The organism is Oceanobacillus luteolus (assembly GCF_023715655.1).
GTDB lineage: Bacteria > Bacillota > Bacilli > Bacillales > Amphibacillaceae > Oceanobacillus > Oceanobacillus luteolus.
Window position 1 is genome coordinate 1 of sequence record NZ_JAMBON010000021.1, and the last position, 18874, is coordinate 18874.

An 18874-nucleotide genomic window follows, 5' to 3' on the forward strand; every position below is an offset into this window, starting at 1 on the left:
AATACTAAGAATCGGGCACTACAGTCAATGGCAAGCAGCAAAGCTGTGGCTGCTCTCACACTATGGTTTCAAATAATATTACTACTGGTCGAAAATATGCTTTTACACAGAATTATGGACTTGACTACGAAAGCGCAGAAAGGATTTTTGTTCGTGCACATAGAAAGGTTCTAACGACACGAACAAACAAAAGTCATCTATAATCATGTCAATTGAGACATTAAAAACTATACAGCAGAGGAGGTAACCATATGGGGATTCGTTTTATCACTGGTCGTTCCGGTACGGATAAAAGTGATGTCGTAATTGAAGAAATAAGAGAAAAATTGTTGTCCAACCCGCATGGTGCACCGATCTATTATATTGTTCCTGACCAAATGACGTTTCAGCAGGAGCGTGCTTTATTTACAGCGGGAGGAATTGAGGGAAGCATCCGTGCTCAAGTGTCCAGTTTTTCACGACTTGCTTGGCGGATTTTGCAGGAAGTTGGTGGCGGAAAAAGACAATTTATCAGCTCCATCGGTATTCAAATGATGCTGAGGAAAATCATAGAGGAAAAGGATGGGGAGTGGCACACCTTCCAGAAAGCGGTCGAAAAACAAGGCTTCCTGCAGGATATGGAACGGATGATCACTGAATTTAAGAGGTATCAAGTGACTCCCGAATTGCTGCATCAGGAGATTGCTCAAATGGAGAAGTTTGTACATAAAGAACCGACTGAGGTGACTTTAGAAAAGAAACTTCGAGATCTTTTGTACATTTACGAACGTCTTACTGAAAAACTGGCACCTCATTATATTGATAGTGAAGACCAGCTTCAGTTGCTTGCTGAGAAAATCAATGCGTCCCGTCTGTTGGAAGGGGCAGAGATTTACTTGGATGGTTTTCATCAATTTACGCCAAATGAAATGGCAGTCGTTGAAGCGTTACTTAAAAAATGTAAGATGGTGACGGTTGTCCTGACGTTGGACGACCCTTATGAAGAGACTACGGAGCTTGATTTGTTCTATCAAACGAAGGAAACTTACCATCAACTGTTACAAACAGCGGAGGCAAATGATATCCCATTAGAGGAACGTATTGAGTTTAGTCCGGAACATGGGAGATTTAGAGACAGGCCTTATTTTGTCCATATGGAAAAATATTTCGATACGAGACCAGCACCTGCTTATGAAGGTAGTGTTCCAATAACAATTGCTGAAGCAGTGCATCCACGTGCGGAAGTGGAGGGAGCTGCTCAAGAAATACTTCGTTTAGTGCGCGAGGAAAATTATCGTTTCCGTGATTTTGCTCTATTTATGCGGGAAGCACCTGTGTACCATGATTTGATCGCCACAATTTTTGAGGATCACGGCATCCCCGTCTTCCTTGATGAAAAAAGGTCAATGTTGAATCATCCATTTATTGAATTCATCCGTTCCATTTTCGACGTGGTAGAAGGAAATTGGCGTTATGATGCGCTGTTTCGCGTATTGAAGACAGGATTCGTTCCAGCGTCTGACGAGGAATACCCACTGACAGCGGATGCGATAGATGAGCTGGAAAATTATATCCTCGAATATGGAATCCGTACGCGAGAACGGTGGTTTTCAGAGGAAGAGTGGATCTTCCAGCGTTTCCGTGGATTTGATGAAGCTCGGCAAACGGATAAAGAACTAGAAAAACAGAAGCGGATCAATCGCTACCGCAGACAAATTGTCGCTGCTTTGCAAGAATTTGATGAAGCAGTAAGAGCGGCAACCACTGTCCGGGAACGCTGTGAAATTTTGTATGCATTGTTTGAGAAAGTGAGAGCACCGGAAAAGCTGGAAAAATTACGGGATAGCGATGATGCGGCTGGAGAAATTGAAAAGGCACGTGAACAGGAGCAAGTGTGGGAAGGTGTAATCCAAATACTGGACGAACTGGTGGAAATAGCAGGTGACGAACATTTAAGTGTCGATGTCTTCCGAAATACGTTGGAAGCTGGTTTGGAAACACTTGAATTTGCTCACGTACCACCCAGCTTGGATCATGTCATTGTGGGGACGATTGACCGCTCGCGGGTTGGTGGAGTGAAAGTCGCGTTTCTACTTGGTGTGAATGAAGGTACATGGCCAATGAAACCTGGCGGTGATGGTCTTATTAATGAAACGGAAAGGGGTCTCCTGGAGCAGCATGGGATTCGTCTGGCTGAAAGCAGTGTCCGCCAGTTGCTTGATGACCACTTTTACATGTATTTGGCCTTTACTGTGGCAAGGGACAGGTTGCATATCAGCTATACACTAAGTGATGAGGAAGGGAAGGGGAAGATGCCATCACAGCTTATTAAGCGGATGGAGGCTCTTTTCCCGGAAACTAGTGAACGTTTGTTACTTCAGGATCCAGATGAGCTCGTATATGCAGACCGCTTCATTACGAATCCGGTGAAAACAAGAGCGGCGCTGACTGCCCAACTTGCTCGTTACCGTAGAGGTTATCCGGTAGAGGATATTTGGTGGTCTGTACTTAACTGGTATATAGAAAATGAACCGAAACATCAAACGACTTATACCATTCTACAAAGCCTCTATTACCAAAACAGACCAACGGACCTTTCGGAAGATACAATCAACGAATTGTATCCGAAACAAATTAAAGCGAGTGTCAGCAGGTTGGAAACCTATTATCGTTGTTCCTACCAACACTTTGCAAGATACAGTTTGAACTTGGAGGAGCGGCAGACGTATAAACTGGATGCACCGAATATCGGACAGTTATTCCATGAAGCTTTAAAAGTGATTACGGATTGGATCCGGCTTGAAGGCAGAGATTATAAAGAACTTACCGAAGAAGACTCCAATTACTTTGCAAATCGAGCAGTCGGAAAGCTGGCACCGATTTTACAGCATCAAATCCTGCATAGTTCGAACCGTTATAAATATATTCAGGAGAAGTTACAGCAGGTTATTGCGAGGGCGACATTTATCTTAAGTGAACAAGCAAGGAAAAGTAATTTTTCACCTGTAGGTCTTGAAGTTGCTTTTGGTGAAAATGCACCATTGAAACCATTGACGATGCAGTTGCCGAATGGTTTTGAGCTTATTCTTCGCGGTCGGATTGACCGTGTCGATCAGGCGGTGGACGATTCGCAATTGTATTTGAGAATTATAGATTATAAATCTAGTTCAAAGGGCTTGAATTTAGTCGAGGTATACTATGGTCTTGCTTTGCAGATGTTGACGTATCTTGATGTTGTCCTGTCTCAAGCTGAGTCGTGGCTTGGCATGAAAGCAACCCCAGCAGGTGTGCTGTATTTCCATGTACACAATCCAATGATCAGTGAAGAACCTGATATGGAAGAAACTAAATTGGAAAAGGAACTATTCAAGAAATATAAAATGCAAGGTCTAGTGCTGGCTGATGAATCCGTCGTCCGAAATATGGATACTGCGCTATCCTCAGGTTATAGTGATATGCTGCCGTTGGCGATTTCAAAGAATGGCAGTTTCTACAAAACATCGAAAGTTGCATCTGAGGATACATTTCAGCAATTGCAAGAGTATATCCATGGGTTGATTGAAGAAGCAGGTATTGAAATCACGACCGGAAAAGTCAAGCTCAACCCTTACCAATATAAACAAGAAACAGCCTGTACGTATTGTCCTTTCCTATCAGTCTGTCAGTTTGATACAGGATTGGAAGAAAACAACTTCCACCGGTTGAAGCAGATGAGGGAAGAAGAAGTGCTGAAGAGAATCAGTGGAGAGGAGGAGCAATAATGGTACAGTGGACAAAAGAACAAGAGCAAGCAATCTATACATCAGGAACGAATATCCTCGTAGCTGCTGCAGCTGGTTCGGGAAAGACGGCAGTCCTTGTGGAACGGATCATCCAAAAGCTATTAAACAAGGAAAATCCAGTAGATATCGATGCTTTATTGGTCGTAACTTTCACGAATGCTGCTGCACAGGAAATGCGCAATCGGGTCGGACTTGCATTGGAAAAAGCATTGGAATCCGAACCGCATTCGATTCATTTGAAAAAGCAGCTTTCCTTACTGCAGCGCGCGTCGATTTCGACACTGCACTCCTTCTGTCTAGATGTAGTAAAACAATACGCTTATTTATTGGACATCGATCCAGGTTTTCGTATCGGTGATGGTATGGAGATGGATTTAATCAAACAAGATGTCCTTGATGATTTATTTGAAGTATGGTATGGCAACGAAACAGGAAAAGTAGAAGAATTTTTTGCGGTCGTCGATCGTTTCTCAAGTGACCGCAGTGATGTGGATGTGGAACAGCTTATCCTCGATCTTTATCATTTTTCCGTTCAAAACCCTCAGCCGGAACAGTGGCTCGATTCGTTAGCCGAGGCATATCAGATTCCGGAAGATTGGCAGGAAGAGGATTTAGAATTCCTGGATATCCTCAAATATGAAGTGAGAAATCAATTCACTGCTCTCCGTGAACAGATGGAGCAAGCAATGGAAATCGCTAGGGAAACTGATGGCCCATACGCTTATATTGAAACGATTGAGGCTGACTTGAAAGGATTATCCGAGGCTGAGGAACATATGGACTCATGGGATAACCTGACAGCTTATATGAGCGCTTATAAATTTGCTCGTCTTTCATCGAAGAAAATGGATTGTAATGAAGATAAGAAAGATGCGGTAAAAAAATTACGTGAAGTTTATAAAAACAACTTTAATAAAATCAAGGAAAAGTGGCTCAGCAGATCCCTGGAACGACATATAGCGGATATGCGGGAACTCTACCCTGTCGTGAAGAAGCTTACAGAACTCGTAAAAGAGTTTAAAGATAGATTCACAAGTATTAAAAGGGAGAAGGCGCTCGTTGATTTTTCCGATTTGGAGCATTATTGTCTGGAGTTGTTATCGGATAACGAGGAAGCAGATGCTATAAAACCTTCTAGTGTGGCTAAACATTTCCAAGAAAAATTTGTAGAAGTTTTGGTTGATGAATATCAGGATACAAACCTCGTTCAGGAAACGATCATCCGTCTTGTAAGTAAACAAGAAGAGCCTGGAAATATCTTTATGGTGGGTGATGTGAAACAGAGTGTGTACCGTTTTCGACATGCGGAACCAGGATTGTTCTTGGAGAAATATAAACGGTTTGCTACAGAGGAAGATAGCGGAATCCGTATTGATCTTGCGAGTAATTTCCGCAGTCGGGAAGAAGTTTTGGCAGGGACGAACTATATATTCCGACAAGTTCTTGATGAAGCATTAGGGGAAATAAATTATGATCAAGCAGCTGAATTGATCTATGGAAATAAAAGTTACGATGATGCTCCAATCGGCCAGCCTGAAGCAGAACTTTATTTAATCGATGGAGAGAAGGAAGAAGTGTCTGGATTTGTGACGAATGATGAGAACGGGGAGTCAGAAGATTTTCGTGACTTGGAAAAAGCTCAGATCGAAGCCCGCTCTTATGCAGATCAAATTAAGAACTGGATTGGAAAAGAAGGAAAGCCGTTCTTAGTGTTTGATAAAGAAACAGGTTCACAACGACCTGCACAATATCGTGATATCGTTATTTTACTCCGTTCGATGACACAGGCACCTGTTATTGTCGACGAGTTGAAAAAACAAGGAATCCCTGTATATGCAGAAGTATCACAAGGATACTTTGAAGCGATTGAAATAAAAATAATGATGAGCTTATTAAAAGTGATCGATAATCCACGTCAGGATATTCCATTGGCATCTGTCCTACGTTCTCCAATTGTCGGGTTGAATGAAGACGAGCTTGCGAATATTCGGATGGCCAATCGCCAAGCTTCGTATTATGAAGCACTCCAAGAATATGAAAAGGCGAATAACAATGAAACGACAGAAAAAATCAATTTCTTCCTTTCCCACTTGGAGCAATTCCGCCGGGCTTCGAGGGAAGGAGCGTTATCGGAACTGATCTGGGATATCTACCGTGAAACAGGGTATTATGACTTCGTCGGCGGAATGCCTGGTGGCAGACAGCGACAAGCGAACTTGCGGGCATTGTATGATCGGGCACGCGGTTATGAATCGACCAGTTTCCGAGGCCTATTCCGTTTCTTACGATTTATCGAACGGATGGAGGAACGTGGGGATGATTTAGGTGTCGCCCGTGCCCTTAGTGAGCAGGAAGATGTTGTCCGTATTATGACCATCCATAAAAGTAAAGGGCTGGAGTTCCCAATTGTCATTGTCGGTTCCATGGACAAGCAATTCAATTTGCGGGATTTGAGCCAAAAATACTTGCTCCATAAAGATTATGGATTTGCGACGAAATACATTGATCCAGTGAAACGTTTATCTTATACGACGCTTTACTACGAAGCAGTTAAAAGAAAAAAACTACGTGAACAGTTAGCCGAAGAAATGCGAGTGCTCTATGTAGCACTCACCCGTGCGAGGGAGAAGCTCGTCATGGTCGGTTATGTCAATTCCCTGGAAAAGAAACTGGAAAGCTGGGATCAAATGCTTGACCATCATGATTGGGTGTTGCCGGAACATTATCGAATCGATAAAAAGTCATATCTCGACTGGGTCGGCCCAGCACTCATTCGACATGAGCATAGTGAAGCATTAAGAAGCCGTGAACCTTCTGATCATTTATTGACGGAAATAAGGAAAGACGCTTCTAAATGGAAAGTGACGATTCTGCATGCTAGTGAATTGACTAATTTGGAATCGACGGACGAGGAAGAAAAAGAACTATTAAAAAAACATATCGAAAGCTGGGAGCCGGTTCCCCATGAAAAAGAGGGTCAACGGGAGGTTGTCGATGCCAGATTGAATTACCGCTACCCGGATGAAGAGGCGACGGTTACTAGGGCAAAACAGACGGTAACGGAAATTAAACGTCAGCGGGAAATGTTTGATGAATATAGCGGGGACCAATTAATAAAAGATTACAAACCCCCAATCGTGAAGCGGCCGAACTTCCTGCAAAAAGAGAAAAAATTGAGTGCTGCAGAAAAAGGGACAGCAATGCACACGGTTATGCAGCATTTGCCGCTCGATCGTCCGCTCTACGCTGATGAAATCGTCGAGCAGATCGACCGGCTTGTAGCAAGGGAAATTCTTATTGCTGAAGAAGCAGAAGAAATCAATATCGAAGCAATACAGCATTTCTATCAAACACCTCTTGCTGAATATATCATGACAGTCAAAGAAGTCTACCGGGAAGCTCCTTTCAGTCTGATGTTGGATGCAACAGAAGTTTATCCGTCGTTTGATCCGGAGAAAAATGAAAAGGTGTTGATTCAAGGGGTAATTGACTGTCTGATTCCTAAAGATGATGGCTGGATCATTTTGGACTATAAGACGGATATGATCAACGAACCGGTCAGTGATGCTTTGATTGAAAAGCTGAGAAAAAGATATGAAACGCAGCTTACGTTGTATCGTTCTGCTGTCGAGCGGATATGGAAACAGCCAGTTAAAGAAGCTTATTTATATTTCTTTGACAAACAACTTTTCATTGAAGTACCTGAGGTGTACAATAAAGACAAATAATATTAATTCTTCATAATAGAAGGTGGCTCATTCATATAACGATTGTGAAGAGCCACCTTTTTTGAAAGTAAATTTAAAAAGGGTGATTATTAAGTATGCACGGTCAACTCAAACCAACGTCTGATCAAAATCGTATAAACCATATTGATATGATCAGAGGTTTTGCAATTCTAGGCATCTTTATGGTGAATATCGGTGCTTTCTCTGCACCTTATTTTCTTCGTGGAGGTGCGGAGGAGGCTTGGAATTCACCATTAGACCAATTTACATTAGCATTTATTGATATCTTCTTCCAAGGCAGCTTTTATACGTTGTTTTCCATTTTATTTGGTTTTAGTTGGCAGCTGATGAAAGACAGACTGCAGCTCAAAGGGATGAAATATTCCAGTTTTCTGTTTCGCAGACAGGTTGTATTAATTGGATTTGGTCTCGTGCACGCTATCCTCATTTGGCATGGAGATATTTTATTTTCTTATGGCTTGATTGGATTATTGTTATTGCTTTTCCTTGAAGTTAAGGACCGGACACTTTTAATTTGGGCTGCAATCCTCTTTGGAGGCAGTGTTGGAATCATCACGTTACTTCTATATCCTGTAAGGCATTTGATGAATTGGACCGATCAAGAAGGAATTCGTGTGGCAATTCATAACTATTCCAGTGGTTCATTTCCGTTGATCTGGCAACAGAATTTACAAGATTGGTTGATGGCGAATTCAGGGATTACTTTTATTTTACTTTGCTTTATTCTATTGCCTTTATTCCTATTCGGAATGTATTTGGCAAGAAAGCGCTGGTTTCATAAACCAGAAGAATTTCAGAAGGTTTTATCACGTTTGTTGGTGATTACATTCATATTAAGTGTCATTTTGAAATTCGGACCTTATCTATTTGGTAATCCTTTATGGCTTACGTATGTGCAGGATAACTTCGGTGGCGCAGCTTCAGCCCTTTTCTACATGACTCTCATTACATTGGGAGCACAGACTGATATCGGAATGAAAATTTTCCGTCCGCTTCAATATGTAGGGAGAATGGCGTTGAGCAATTATATATTGCAATCCGTTGTTTGTTTTCTGCTTTTTTATGGTGTAGGTTTAGGGTTATATCATTCGGTTACTCCAGCTGTTTCTGTATTAATTGCACTGATTATCTTTGGACTGCAAATCATATTAAGTAAATGGTGGCTGCTTCGTTTTCGGTTCGGTCCATTGGAATGGGTATGGCGCAGTCTGAATTATAAGCAACGTCAAGCATTACGGAAGTGATGGAAAGGAGAGGCGTATATGAAAAGGCAGGAACTTGAACGGGAAGGAAAAGAGTGGGTAAAAGAAGGGATTATTTCCGAGGAACAATTGAATCGCATTTTAGCACGCAAGAAGGAAACTGGACCGAATTATATTATTATCCTTTTCGCAGTATTACTGACAGGTCTAGGATTTTTAACTTTCATTATGTCGGAATGGGCACGGCAAGCCCATCTATCTCGTGTCGTTATTTTACTTCTTGTCACGTTGTTCTTCTATATACTTGGCGATATCCTTCACCGGAAGAACAACACACTCTACGGGATAAGTTTTATCGTGCTAGGATATATTGTTTTCGGTTCCGGATTATTGCTCGTTATTGATATATATCAAGTGACGCTCTTTTCCGCTTGGCCGTTCATCATTTGGACTGCTGTTGGTCTCGTGCTTTTCTATCTTTATCAACACCCACTCCTATATTTCGTTCTGGTTGTCATCGGAACAATTGGTCAATTGTATAATGGATTGTCATTTTCTGACTTTAATTGGATTTTATTTGTAGTGATGGTTCTTGGAGCTGGATATTTTGCTTTCCGTGAAGAGTTAGGTTTGTATTATTATTTACTTGCTGCGAGCTTTGCTTTGCAGAGCATCGTACTTACCATGACTGTTTCTGAACATTATTATTGGTACCTGATTCCGATTCTTATACTTTATCTAGTGGGGGATGCATTAAGGGAGCAAGAAAATGCTGTTGTGATATCTTATGTCACCCTCATTTCCATCTTTATTTACGGCATGTTTCAGACGTTGCTGTTACAAGATGAATGGTATTCTCCACAAATCCCAAGTTTCGATACTAGCTTTTTTATTGTTTGGCTGTTTGTCTTTATTTTCGCGCTTTATGTTAAATGGCGTACTGAGCGCAAGGAGGAAATGGTTGATTTTGTGCTGTTTTTACCGATCGTTTTATTACCGCAAGCTCATTTATTCAGTATCATCGTGTTATTTGTTTTCTCGTTGGGTTGGATATTTATCGGCTACAGAATACAGCTCCCACAGCGAATAATGCTTGGGACGGTTGCTTTCCTATTCAGCACTTTCAATGTCTATATCCAGTATGCCTGGGATGCACTCAATAAGTCGTTGTTTTTCTTTATCGGCGGAGTGCTTTTGTTCCTGATTAGTTTTATCTTTGAAAGACAACGGAGAAGGCTGAAAAAAGAGGGAAGTGATTTGAGATGAAACGATTGATTTTTATTTTCCTGCTAATCGTTCAAGCTGCTATTATTCTACTCGTTGCTTTCCAGTATGAATGGATAAAAGATAACGGTAAACCTATTTTTTTAGAAACTAAAACTCCAATAACTACGTATCATGCTAACAATGATGTTTACGTAGAATATGAAATCAATTATCTTCCAGCAGAAATTTGGGAAATCGATGAGGAACTCGATTATCGGGAGAAAGTCTTTGTTGTATTGGCTCCCGATGATACAGGAGTTCATCGGGCTGTCCGAGTGACAAAAGAGAGACCAGAGCTTCGTGCGGAAGAAGTATCACTGCCAGCAACCTATTCTTATGTTGATTCTATAAAGGATGAATATCGGGTAGACTACGGGATAGAAAAGATTTCTCAAGTCGATCCTGGCAAAGATAAGCATAGAAGATGGCTCATCACTTTAAAGGTCGCTCCTTGGGGACAAAAAGCTATAACGGAAGTGGCAGAATTATAGGCTCGGAAATTGTGTCTGTAGTTTGACATAGGTAATGTGAAATCCAGCTCCTAGTCTTAGTTATAAAATGAATTCTTTTTTGGAACATGGTATGATTGGTGTTGACAATCTTTAATGAAATTAAGGAGGAAACCTACATTATGCTGCACATGCATGTTACATCCTGGATTTTAGGAATAATTTTACTATTAGTGGCGTTTTTCCTTTATAAACAAGGAAATGAAAAAGGCGCAAAAATCGTCCATATGATTTTACGTTTAATGTACTTATTTATCATCTTCACTGGTGGTTATCTGCTGTTCGATGTTTATCTTGCGAACTTCCAAATGCCATTAGGAGCAGAAGCGATTACAAAAGGATTAGCTGGAATCTGGCTCATCGGTGCGATGGAAATGGTACTTACAAAAACGAAAAAAGGCAAACCAGCAACGTCCGCATGGGTTCAATTTGCAATTGCTTTTATTCTCGTACTTGTACTTGGATATATTCGTTTACCTTTATCATTCTAAGTTTGAAAAAGCTGTCTCTTTATTGTGGGGCGGCTTTTTTAATTGATTTACATATGAGTTTAAGTATTGGAATGCTCACGATGGACTGTCTCCGGAAAATCGAGATTGCATCGCACGCAAGAGTCCCTCGCGTGCAATTGTTGCTTTGGAATCGTGGGTGAATCGAACGCAAGGTTCTCTTACGTGCGATTGTCGCATTAGAATCGTGGGTGAATCGAACACAAGGTTCTCTTACGTGCGATTGTCGCATTAGAATCGTGGGTGAATCGAACGCAAGGGTCCCTCACGTGCGATTGTTGCATAGAAATCGTGGGTGAATCGAACGCAAGGGTCCCTCACGTGCGATTGTTGCATAGAAATCGTGGTCGAATCGCAAGCAAGGGTCCCTCACGTGTGATTGTCGCATTGAATTCATTGGTGAATCAAACGTAAGAGCCCAGCAAGTTCGGCTGCCACTTAAAAAGTCCCGCAAGCTGCTATCATTTTCAGTATCACCATGAAGTTATGAAGGTTTTTTAACAATTTTTGTATTTCAATTGACTAATAAATAATTTCGTTAATAATAGTACAGGACACGTAATAGAAATGATGGGGGAACAGTGATGAAGAAGAACATGATAATGAGTATTGCGGTATTATTTTCACTATTAATATATGGTCTACCAATAGAAGCTGCGGACAGACAGATTGAAGATGAAATCATCTATAAAGTCATGATCGACCGCTATAATAATGGTGATTTCTCTATCGATGAAGGAGTGGATGTGGATGATCCGCAAGCCTATCATGGTGGAGATATCGAAGGAATTAAAAAACGCCTCAATGAAAAAGCAGACCTTGGAGTAACGACGATTGCCCTTTCCCCGATAATGGCTAATTCGGAAAATGGTTTTCATGGATATTGGGTAGAAGATTTTACGGAAATGGAAGAACAGTTTGGTACAATAGAGGATCTTGATGAGCTTGTAGCAGAAGCGCATAAACTTGGTATGAAAGTCGTCATTGAATTCGTCACGAATTATGTTTCGCGCGATCATGAAATAGCACTGGAGCCAGAGTTTGCCGATTGGATCTTGACTGATGAAGTGAACGGTCCGGATTGGACAGAGAATGTGGTTCAATTAAACCAAGATAATCCAGAGGTACAGAAATTCTTGATTGATGCTGCTTCGTTTTGGCTAAAAGAAACGAATGTAGATGGATTAGTGCTTCACGCAGTTGACCAATCTTCTGTTGATTTTTTATCGAATATTACATCAGAACTTAAAAATAGTTATCCCGATCACTATTTGATAGGCGATGTTCTAAATCCCGAATCAGATGTTAGTGAAATTATGGAGAATACAGAACTGGATGCTGTTGATAATTATGCGTTAAGTAGAGGAATAGCGGAAGTGTTCAGCGAGGTCGACCAGTCGCCTGAGGAGATTTTAGAGCTCCATAAAGAATATGCTGAAGCGGGAAGTATACTGTTTGTAGATGATTTCTATTCTGAGCGTTTTACACAGAAGTTTTCCGAGAACGGCAGAAATTCGGTAACGACATGGACGCTGGCCTTAACTTATATGTACACCACACCTGGAACTCCGATGATAATACAAGGTTCTGAGGTAAGTATGTACGGTGAAACTGCCGAGGATTCTCAGCGGCTCGTCCCACACCATAGTGGAGAACCAGAGTTGAAAGAATTCCATGATCGAATCTCTTCTTTGCACGATGAATTCCCTGCATTACGCCACGGTGATTTTGAGTTAGTAGATTCAAGAGATTCGTTTGCTGTATTTAAGAGGACATATGAGGATGAAACATTGTATGTTGCTATCAATAACGGCAGTGAATCGAGCTATATAGATATAACGGATGTGGATTCTGATAAGATGTTAAGAGGTTATCTTGGAGATAATATCGCCCGTGAAAATGAAGAAGGAAACCACCGGATCGGAATACCTCGTGAATCCGTAGAAGTTTATGAAGTAGTCGACTATGAGGGCTTCAACTGGCTTCTGATTTCACTCGTCGGTGGAGTGATGATTGTTTTTGTTACTGGAATCATCTATCTGACCTTGAAGCAGAAGAGACGAGAAGCAAGCGAACAAACCAAATAATTTAAAGCGCTTGGTGCGAAATCCGCCAAGCGTTTTTATGTCCAGTAAGACGTGTTGGTTGAATGGCGCTTAGTTAGGGATAGCAGTGGTTAATTTTCCTGAATGTCGAGAAGGGAATCAAATTCGGGAAGATATGATGTGTTTGTTTTCCCGATTGTTGAGAAGGCAATTCTGTTCGGGAAGATATAATGCGTTTGTTTTCTCGAATGTTGGCAAGCAACTCTTATTCAAGAAAATATCTATTGTTTATCATCCCGAAGCACGTGGGTAGTTGTAGTTTGGGAGAATAAACTTGTAAATTTTCTCGAAGTGAGGGCTTCGTATGTTTGAAATGGCCATTCTTGTGTAAAAGTGTTATAAAACAATTAAAAAGACGTCTTGTCTGATTTTAGAACAAAACGTCTTCAAATTTATTATTTATTTGGTTGGTTGGAGAAGAATAGGGAAAGGGTGCCTGGACCAACGTGTGCACCGATTACGGCTCCGACCATTTCAATGACAATATTTTCTTTAGCTACGCCAAATTTATCTTGAATCATGCTTGATAATTGTTCTGCTCTCTCTAAGTCATCTCCGTGGCTGATTCCGATGACTTGGTGTTGGAAGTCTTTTCCGCGTTCTTCCATCAGTTCAATCATACGACCAAGCACTTTCTTAGAACCGCGAATTTTTTCGATTGGAACGAGTCGTCCATCTTCCACGTTAAGTAGTGGTTTGATCTTCAGCAAGCCACCGACGAAGGCTGATGTTTTACTGACTCGGCCACCGCGGTATAAGTATTCTAAATCATCTACAGTGAAGAGATGCTCCATATGTTTTGCTTGATACTCGGCAGCTTCTATAATTTGTTCTACGCTAGCACCTGCTTTTGCCATTTTAGCAACATGCAAGACAACGAGACCATAACCGATGGAAGCACATTTGGAATCGACAATATAAAGAGGGGCATCTGGATAGTCTGACTTTACCATATCCTCCATAATTTTAGCGCTTTGGTAGGTTCCAGAAAGTTCCGAGGAAAAAGATACATAAACGAGTGGTTCGTTTTTTTCTGCACAAGCCATGAAATGCTTTTTAAAAGCCTCTGGAGCAGGTTGAGATGTTTTTGGTGCTTTCCCATTACGCATCGCATCGTAAATCGTTTTTGGATCAATTTCATTTACATCTGCATAAGCACGATCATCTAGATGAACATTTAATGGTATCATTTCAATGCCATATTCGTTATAATGGTCTTTTGACAAGTCAGATGCTGAATCTGCTAGGATTTTTACGTTCATGATTTCACTTCCATTCTAATTTGCTTACTTATTATAGTTTAAAGCTTGATTGTCATTTAGTCAAAAAGTATTTGAAAAGTTATGAATTTGTTATCAGGAGGACCAAATATGTTTATGATGGAAGCAAAAAGGATTATTATAGTAATCATCGGTGCTTTCTTAACTGCAGTATCGCTAAACTTCTTCCTCATTGCTGCTAACGTTTATGCTAGTGGTTTTGCAGGTGCGGCTCAGTTATTAGCAAGTGTTTTCCAAGATTTTATTGGAGTCAATATCGGAACAGGTCTGTTTCTACTCTTACTGAATATACCTGTATTTATTCTGGGATGGTTTAAAGTTGGCAAGGGATTTACCATTTACAGTGCTATTTCTGTTGTTTGTGCTACGATTTTTCTTGAGATTATGCCAGTAATTGCTTTATCGAATGATATTATCCTGAATGCGGTATTCGGTGGGGTAATTGGAGGAATCGGTGTCGGTATTTCTCTGAAAATCGGTGCTTCAACAGGGGGAATGGACATTGTTGCTATGGTCCTTTCCCGTTTGAATGATAAACCGGTTGGCAGATATTTCTTATCTCTTAATGCGGTGATCATTGTATTGGCAGGTGTTCTTTACGAACCTGAAAACTCTCTTTATACACTTGTTGCTCTCTATGTCACGACAAGAATCATTGATGCAATCCATACTCGTCATGTGAAACTGACAGCGATGATCATAACCCAGAAAGCTGAAGAGATGCAGCAAGCGATCCACAGTAAATTTATTCGCGGCATCACGATTCTTCCAGCCCAGGGTGCATATACGAAAACAGAGAAGAAAATGTTATATCTTGTACTTACCCGTTATGAACTATACGATCTTGAGAAAATTATCCATGAAGTAGACGAACAAGCGTTCACAAATGTCGTTGAAACGACTGCGGTATATGGACAATTTAGAAAGGATTAGATGGAATGAAGAAGAGTTATTTATTAGCTATTTTACTCATTATTTTCCTCGCAGGATGCGGGAGTGATCCCGAGCCTGCGGAAGAATCGGACACAGAAGAAACAAGCTCATTGTTGTTCCGTAATTTAGATTTACAACAGGAGGAAAACACGTTTGTGTTATCTGGTGAGGTCACTTCAGACGAGCAAGTGTTTTATTATCGTTTAGAGCAAGGTGAAGAGGAGCTTCAGGAAGAGGCTGTTTACGAACTCGAAGCTGAAGCAGCAGGAACGTGGGAAAGTTTTGAAATAACTGGAGAAATTCCAGCTTCCGCATCTGAAGCAGAAGCTAGTCCAATTTTGACTCTTTATGGCAAGGCAGAGGATGGGGAGACGATTCATCCGAATTATATTCCAATTGATATGGAAAATTAGAAAACAAAAAGAATCATCCACAAATCAGGATGATTCTTTTTTTATTCCCACTCCGAACTCGTGAAGCAGTTCTTGTGGATATGTATTAGTAGCCTTTCTTTTCCAATAGTTCAATTACGTTAGGTGATAGTTGCTCCCACTCGACGTCGAACTTTTTATTTACTGTTACAAAATTTTGATAGCCGAAAACGTTATCGACTCCTTCAAGTTTCATCAATTCATTTAAAATTTCATGTTCACTCGTATCTCCTGGCATAAGGGAGAAGCTTTTCGTACCTTCAAAAATCAGCTTATCCGATGTAAATTTCATTGCGTTTGGGTTTGGGGTCCCTTCCATACGAATTGCCATTTCACACACTCCTTTTTGAATCATACTTACTAATATAGTAGCAGATATATAGGAAATTAAAAAGTAAAGCGAATGAAGTCAAGTCGGGCCTGCTTAAGGGGGATGAAACGCTTGAAAATGTAAGCAATGAAACTATTGATTCAGCAGTAAAAACAAACGGATTCACCTTTATCGAGTGAATCCGTTACGTATTAAAGCTGCTGATTATTTTTTAATTTACTCTCAAGTTGTTCAAGTTCTTGTTTTTCCTCTGGCGTCGCTTCTTGATAAGCTGCTTGAATGGCATGCTGTACAGCTTCACGGTCTGTATCTGATGCTTGCTGTCCCATGTTCATCATTTCCATTACACGTTGTCTTGCTTGTTGAAAAAGTGATTGTTGTTGGTCCATTTAAAATCCTCCTCGAGTATGTTCATCAACTTCTGCTTTCTTACGAGCCTTATCAGTAAAGGCTTTGTTGGATGCTACAGCATTTTCTTTTACTAATTCACTGTTTCCCTTTTTCTTCTTTTTGTTCAGGTAAGTCAGCCTCCTTATCATCAAATATTGAAAACACAAAAAGGGAACGTTCCACACGCTCCCTTTTAGTATGAACACTTCTAACCTTGCTATGCATGAATATATCAGCTTGGTGTGTTCGTTTTTATTTTCAGGTATTCTTCTAAAAAGACGCCGATACCGTCTTGTTCATTTGTTTTTGTCACATGTTTGGCGACGGATTTCAGTTCCTCAATAGCGTTGCCCATCGCTACGCCGACTCCAGCGTACTCGATCATTTCCAGATCATTATCTTCATCTCCGAATGCGATGATGCGGTCTTGTGGAATGTCGAAGTAGTGGGCGATTTTTTGAAGTCCTACTGCTTTGTTCATTCCTTTTTTGATGATCTCAATCACGTTCCAAGGAGCACCCCATTTACGATGCTCAATTACTTCAGCATGATACTCATCGAGGTGGTTACGGAGTTTATCGACTTGATTCTCTTCTGGATAGACGAGGACCGAGGTCGGGTCTACTTCAAGCTTCTGCTTTAGGTTCCCGATCACATAAGCAGGCTCATTTTCCAATTCATCGAAGAAACTCAGGAGTTTACTGTCATAGGAATCGAGATAGACGTCATCCATCACTTCAGCGAGAATATTATTAACACCGAGGTCATAACATGCATCAATAATTTTATGGGCAGTTCGAATTGGCATTGGACTATGTAATGCATCCCATTTGCTGTCTTGAGGATGGTGGATCAATGCTCCATTGAAGTTGACCATCGGAGTATCCAATTCGAGCTCATTGTAGTAATTGATGCTGGCCCGGTGTGGTCTTCCGGTTGAAATAACCAAAAGATGTCCTTCTTCTTTTGCCCGAAAAAGTACTTGTTTCGTGTGCTCACTGATCTTTTTATCATCTGTAAGTAATGTCCCATCTAGGTCTAATGCAATCATATGTTTTTTCATCTTTTTTCATTCACCTCATTTGTAATAACTAGTCTATAAGGGATTGAGGCGAATGTAAAGTAAATTAAAATTAAAATGAGCATTGACGTTTATACTGGAAGGTGGTTAGAAATACAGGTAACATTAGAATGAGAGGTGAAGTGGATGATTGGAATTATTAAAGAGAAGTTTGAAAATATACCGAGTTTAGTTGTAGTAGATAGCAATAAACAGAGAGAAGCACTGCCAACCGTCATCTTTTTCCATGGATTTACAAGTGCGAAAGAGCATAATCTAACTATAGCCTTTTTATTAGCGGAAAAAGGATATCGTGTTGTGCTTCCAGATAGTGAGCTTCATGGAGATAGGGAGCAGGAAACAACGGAACTTAAGAGGCAAATTTCCTTCTGGGATATTGTGCTGAATAATGTAAAGGAACTCGAGATAATAAAACAAATCTTAGATGATGAAAATTTAATCTTAGATGGAAGAATTGGTGTAGCGGGGACGAGTATGGGCGGAATCACTACCTCCGCGGCACTCTCACAATATGAGTGGATCAAATCGGCTGTTATTTTAATGGGTTCACCAAGAATTACAACTTTTGCCAAGACACTTGTTGAAAGCTTTAAGAAAGAAGGGGACTTGCCGATTACGGATGAGCAAATCGCCGCTCTGTATAACCAGCTGGAGACCTGTGATTTATCGTTACAGCCGGAAAAATTGAACGAGAGGCCGCTTTTATTCTGGCATGGACAACAAGATGCCGTCGTTCCATTCGACCACTCTTATACGTTTTATGATGAAGTGAAGCAGGATTATTCGAATCCGGAAGCTATCCAGTTTATCAAAGAACAAAATGCCGGACATAAAGTAAGCAGAAATGCTGTTTTGGAACTTGTAAAATGGTTCGAAAAATATTTGTAACAGAGTGGACAATTTAATTACTTAAATTTTTCATGCAAATATGGTTTAATTAATACAAGAAGGATAAAGGAGGTAGGAAACATGGATGAAGCAACAAAAGAGTATCTGATGGGTGCACTCGAGAACGTAATTGACCCTGAATTAGGCATAGATATCGTCAACCTCGGCTTAGTATATGATGTAGATCTTGATGAGAATGGTGTATGTACGGTTACAATGACATTGACTGCAATGGGTTGTCCATTGGCAGGGCATATTGAACAAGATATTAAATATGCACTTGGTGACCTTCCAGAAGTAAAGGAAACCGTAACAAATATCGTATGGAACCCACCTTGGGATAAAGACAAAATGTCCCGCTATGCGAAAATTGCATTGGGAATTCCTGATTGATTCAAACACATATAGTCATAAAATAAAAGCAACAGCTAACGAGAAA

Annotated in this window: 15 protein-coding genes; 11 read left to right on the top strand and 4 right to left on the bottom strand. The window is 40.6% G+C overall.

The genetic code is table 11. The annotated features are described in order from the left end of the window. Positions 1-251 precede the first annotated feature (251 nt). The 7 genes from addB (at position 252) to M3210_RS12420 (ending at position 13083) form a co-directional block, all read left to right on the top strand. Positions 252-3740 (top strand): helicase-exonuclease AddAB subunit AddB, encoded by a 3489-nt coding sequence (addB, locus tag M3210_RS12390; protein WP_251514789.1) that lies wholly within the window; start codon positions 252-254, stop codon positions 3738-3740. After that, positions 3740-7489: a helicase-exonuclease AddAB subunit AddA gene (gene addA / locus M3210_RS12395; RefSeq protein ID WP_251514790.1), complete on the top strand. Its 3750-nt coding sequence runs from the start codon at positions 3740-3742 to the stop codon at positions 7487-7489. Before addB ends, addA begins: the two co-directional genes overlap by 1 nt. Before the next feature lie 95 nt (positions 7490-7584). Further along, entirely contained in the window at positions 7585-8754 is a 1170-nt protein-coding gene (locus tag M3210_RS12400; RefSeq protein WP_251514802.1) for a DUF418 domain-containing protein, read from the top strand. A gap of 18 nt (positions 8755-8772) precedes the next feature. After that, positions 8773-9978 carry a DUF2157 domain-containing protein gene (locus tag M3210_RS12405; protein WP_251514817.1) on the top strand — a complete coding sequence of 402 codons (1206 nt, stop codon included), beginning with the start codon at positions 8773-8775 and terminating at the stop codon, positions 9976-9978. Then, positions 9975-10469, top strand: a complete 495-nt coding sequence (locus M3210_RS12410; protein ID WP_251514819.1) for a GDYXXLXY domain-containing protein — start codon at positions 9975-9977, stop codon at positions 10467-10469. Before M3210_RS12405 ends, M3210_RS12410 begins: the two co-directional genes overlap by 4 nt. A 140-nt stretch (positions 10470-10609) precedes the next feature. After that, a complete protein-coding gene (locus M3210_RS12415) occupies positions 10610-10978 on the top strand; it encodes a YisL family protein (protein WP_251514822.1) in 369 nt (122 codons plus the stop codon). Positions 10979-11580: 602 nt separating this feature from the next. Beyond that, on the top strand, positions 11581-13083 hold the full coding sequence (locus M3210_RS12420; RefSeq protein ID WP_251514824.1) for an alpha-amylase family glycosyl hydrolase: 1503 nt from the start codon (positions 11581-11583) through the stop codon (positions 13081-13083). A gap of 413 nt (positions 13084-13496) precedes the next feature. On the opposite strand, the gene M3210_RS12425 is transcribed toward M3210_RS12420, so the two are convergent. Then, positions 13497-14363 (bottom strand): DegV family protein, encoded by an 867-nt coding sequence (locus tag M3210_RS12425; protein WP_251514827.1) that lies wholly within the window; start codon positions 14361-14363, stop codon positions 13497-13499. A 108-nt stretch (positions 14364-14471) separates the two neighbouring features. On the opposite strand from M3210_RS12425, the gene M3210_RS12430 reads away from it, so the two are divergent. Next, positions 14472-15314, top strand: a complete 843-nt coding sequence (locus M3210_RS12430) for a YitT family protein (protein WP_251514829.1) — start codon at positions 14472-14474, stop codon at positions 15312-15314. A gap of 5 nt (positions 15315-15319) precedes the next feature. Continuing rightward, complete coding sequence (locus tag M3210_RS12435; protein ID WP_251514831.1) at positions 15320-15727, top strand: hypothetical protein; 408 nt, start codon at positions 15320-15322, stop codon at positions 15725-15727. An 85-nt stretch (positions 15728-15812) separates the two neighbouring features. Here M3210_RS12435 and M3210_RS12440 read toward each other — a convergent pair whose 3' ends face one another. The 3 genes from M3210_RS12440 to M3210_RS12450 form a co-directional block, all read right to left on the bottom strand. Further along, the gene (locus M3210_RS12440; protein ID WP_251514839.1) at positions 15813-16076 is read right to left on the bottom strand and encodes a NifU N-terminal domain-containing protein; all 264 of its coding nucleotides are present in this window, start codon (positions 16074-16076) and stop codon (positions 15813-15815) included. A gap of 191 nt (positions 16077-16267) precedes the next feature. Then, complete coding sequence (locus tag M3210_RS12445; RefSeq protein ID WP_251514841.1) at positions 16268-16465, bottom strand: DUF3813 family protein; 198 nt, start codon at positions 16463-16465, stop codon at positions 16268-16270. Between the two features lie 233 nt (positions 16466-16698). Continuing rightward, complete coding sequence (locus tag M3210_RS12450) at positions 16699-17529, bottom strand: Cof-type HAD-IIB family hydrolase (RefSeq protein WP_251514844.1); 831 nt, start codon at positions 17527-17529, stop codon at positions 16699-16701. Between the two features lie 144 nt (positions 17530-17673). Between M3210_RS12450 and M3210_RS12455 the strand changes: the two genes are divergently transcribed. Next, a complete protein-coding gene (locus tag M3210_RS12455) occupies positions 17674-18435 on the top strand; it encodes an alpha/beta fold hydrolase (protein ID WP_251514846.1) in 762 nt (253 codons plus the stop codon). A gap of 81 nt (positions 18436-18516) precedes the next feature. Continuing rightward, on the top strand, positions 18517-18828 hold the full coding sequence (locus tag M3210_RS12460; RefSeq protein ID WP_251514848.1) for a metal-sulfur cluster assembly factor: 312 nt from the start codon (positions 18517-18519) through the stop codon (positions 18826-18828). Positions 18829-18874 lie beyond the last annotated feature (46 nt).

Coding starts and splice junctions, on each gene's coding strand:
- addB (WP_251514789.1), top strand. CDS start 252: ATGGGGATTCGTTTTATCACTGGTCGTTCCGGTACGGATAAAAGTGAT.
- addA (WP_251514790.1), top strand. CDS start 3,740: ATGGTACAGTGGACAAAAGAACAAGAGCAAGCAATCTATACATCAGGA.
- M3210_RS12400 (WP_251514802.1), top strand. CDS start 7,585: ATGCACGGTCAACTCAAACCAACGTCTGATCAAAATCGTATAAACCAT.
- M3210_RS12405 (WP_251514817.1), top strand. CDS start 8,773: ATGAAAAGGCAGGAACTTGAACGGGAAGGAAAAGAGTGGGTAAAAGAA.
- M3210_RS12410 (WP_251514819.1), top strand. CDS start 9,975: ATGAAACGATTGATTTTTATTTTCCTGCTAATCGTTCAAGCTGCTATT.
- M3210_RS12415 (WP_251514822.1), top strand. CDS start 10,610: ATGCTGCACATGCATGTTACATCCTGGATTTTAGGAATAATTTTACTA.
- M3210_RS12420 (WP_251514824.1), top strand. CDS start 11,581: ATGAAGAAGAACATGATAATGAGTATTGCGGTATTATTTTCACTATTA.
- M3210_RS12425 (WP_251514827.1), bottom strand. CDS start 14,363: ATGAACGTAAAAATCCTAGCAGATTCAGCATCTGACTTGTCAAAAGAC.
- M3210_RS12430 (WP_251514829.1), top strand. CDS start 14,472: ATGTTTATGATGGAAGCAAAAAGGATTATTATAGTAATCATCGGTGCT.
- M3210_RS12435 (WP_251514831.1), top strand. CDS start 15,320: ATGAAGAAGAGTTATTTATTAGCTATTTTACTCATTATTTTCCTCGCA.
- M3210_RS12440 (WP_251514839.1), bottom strand. CDS start 16,076: ATGGCAATTCGTATGGAAGGGACCCCAAACCCAAACGCAATGAAATTT.
- M3210_RS12445 (WP_251514841.1), bottom strand. CDS start 16,465: ATGGACCAACAACAATCACTTTTTCAACAAGCAAGACAACGTGTAATG.
- M3210_RS12450 (WP_251514844.1), bottom strand. CDS start 17,529: ATGAAAAAACATATGATTGCATTAGACCTAGATGGGACATTACTTACA.
- M3210_RS12455 (WP_251514846.1), top strand. CDS start 17,674: ATGATTGGAATTATTAAAGAGAAGTTTGAAAATATACCGAGTTTAGTT.
- M3210_RS12460 (WP_251514848.1), top strand. CDS start 18,517: ATGGATGAAGCAACAAAAGAGTATCTGATGGGTGCACTCGAGAACGTA.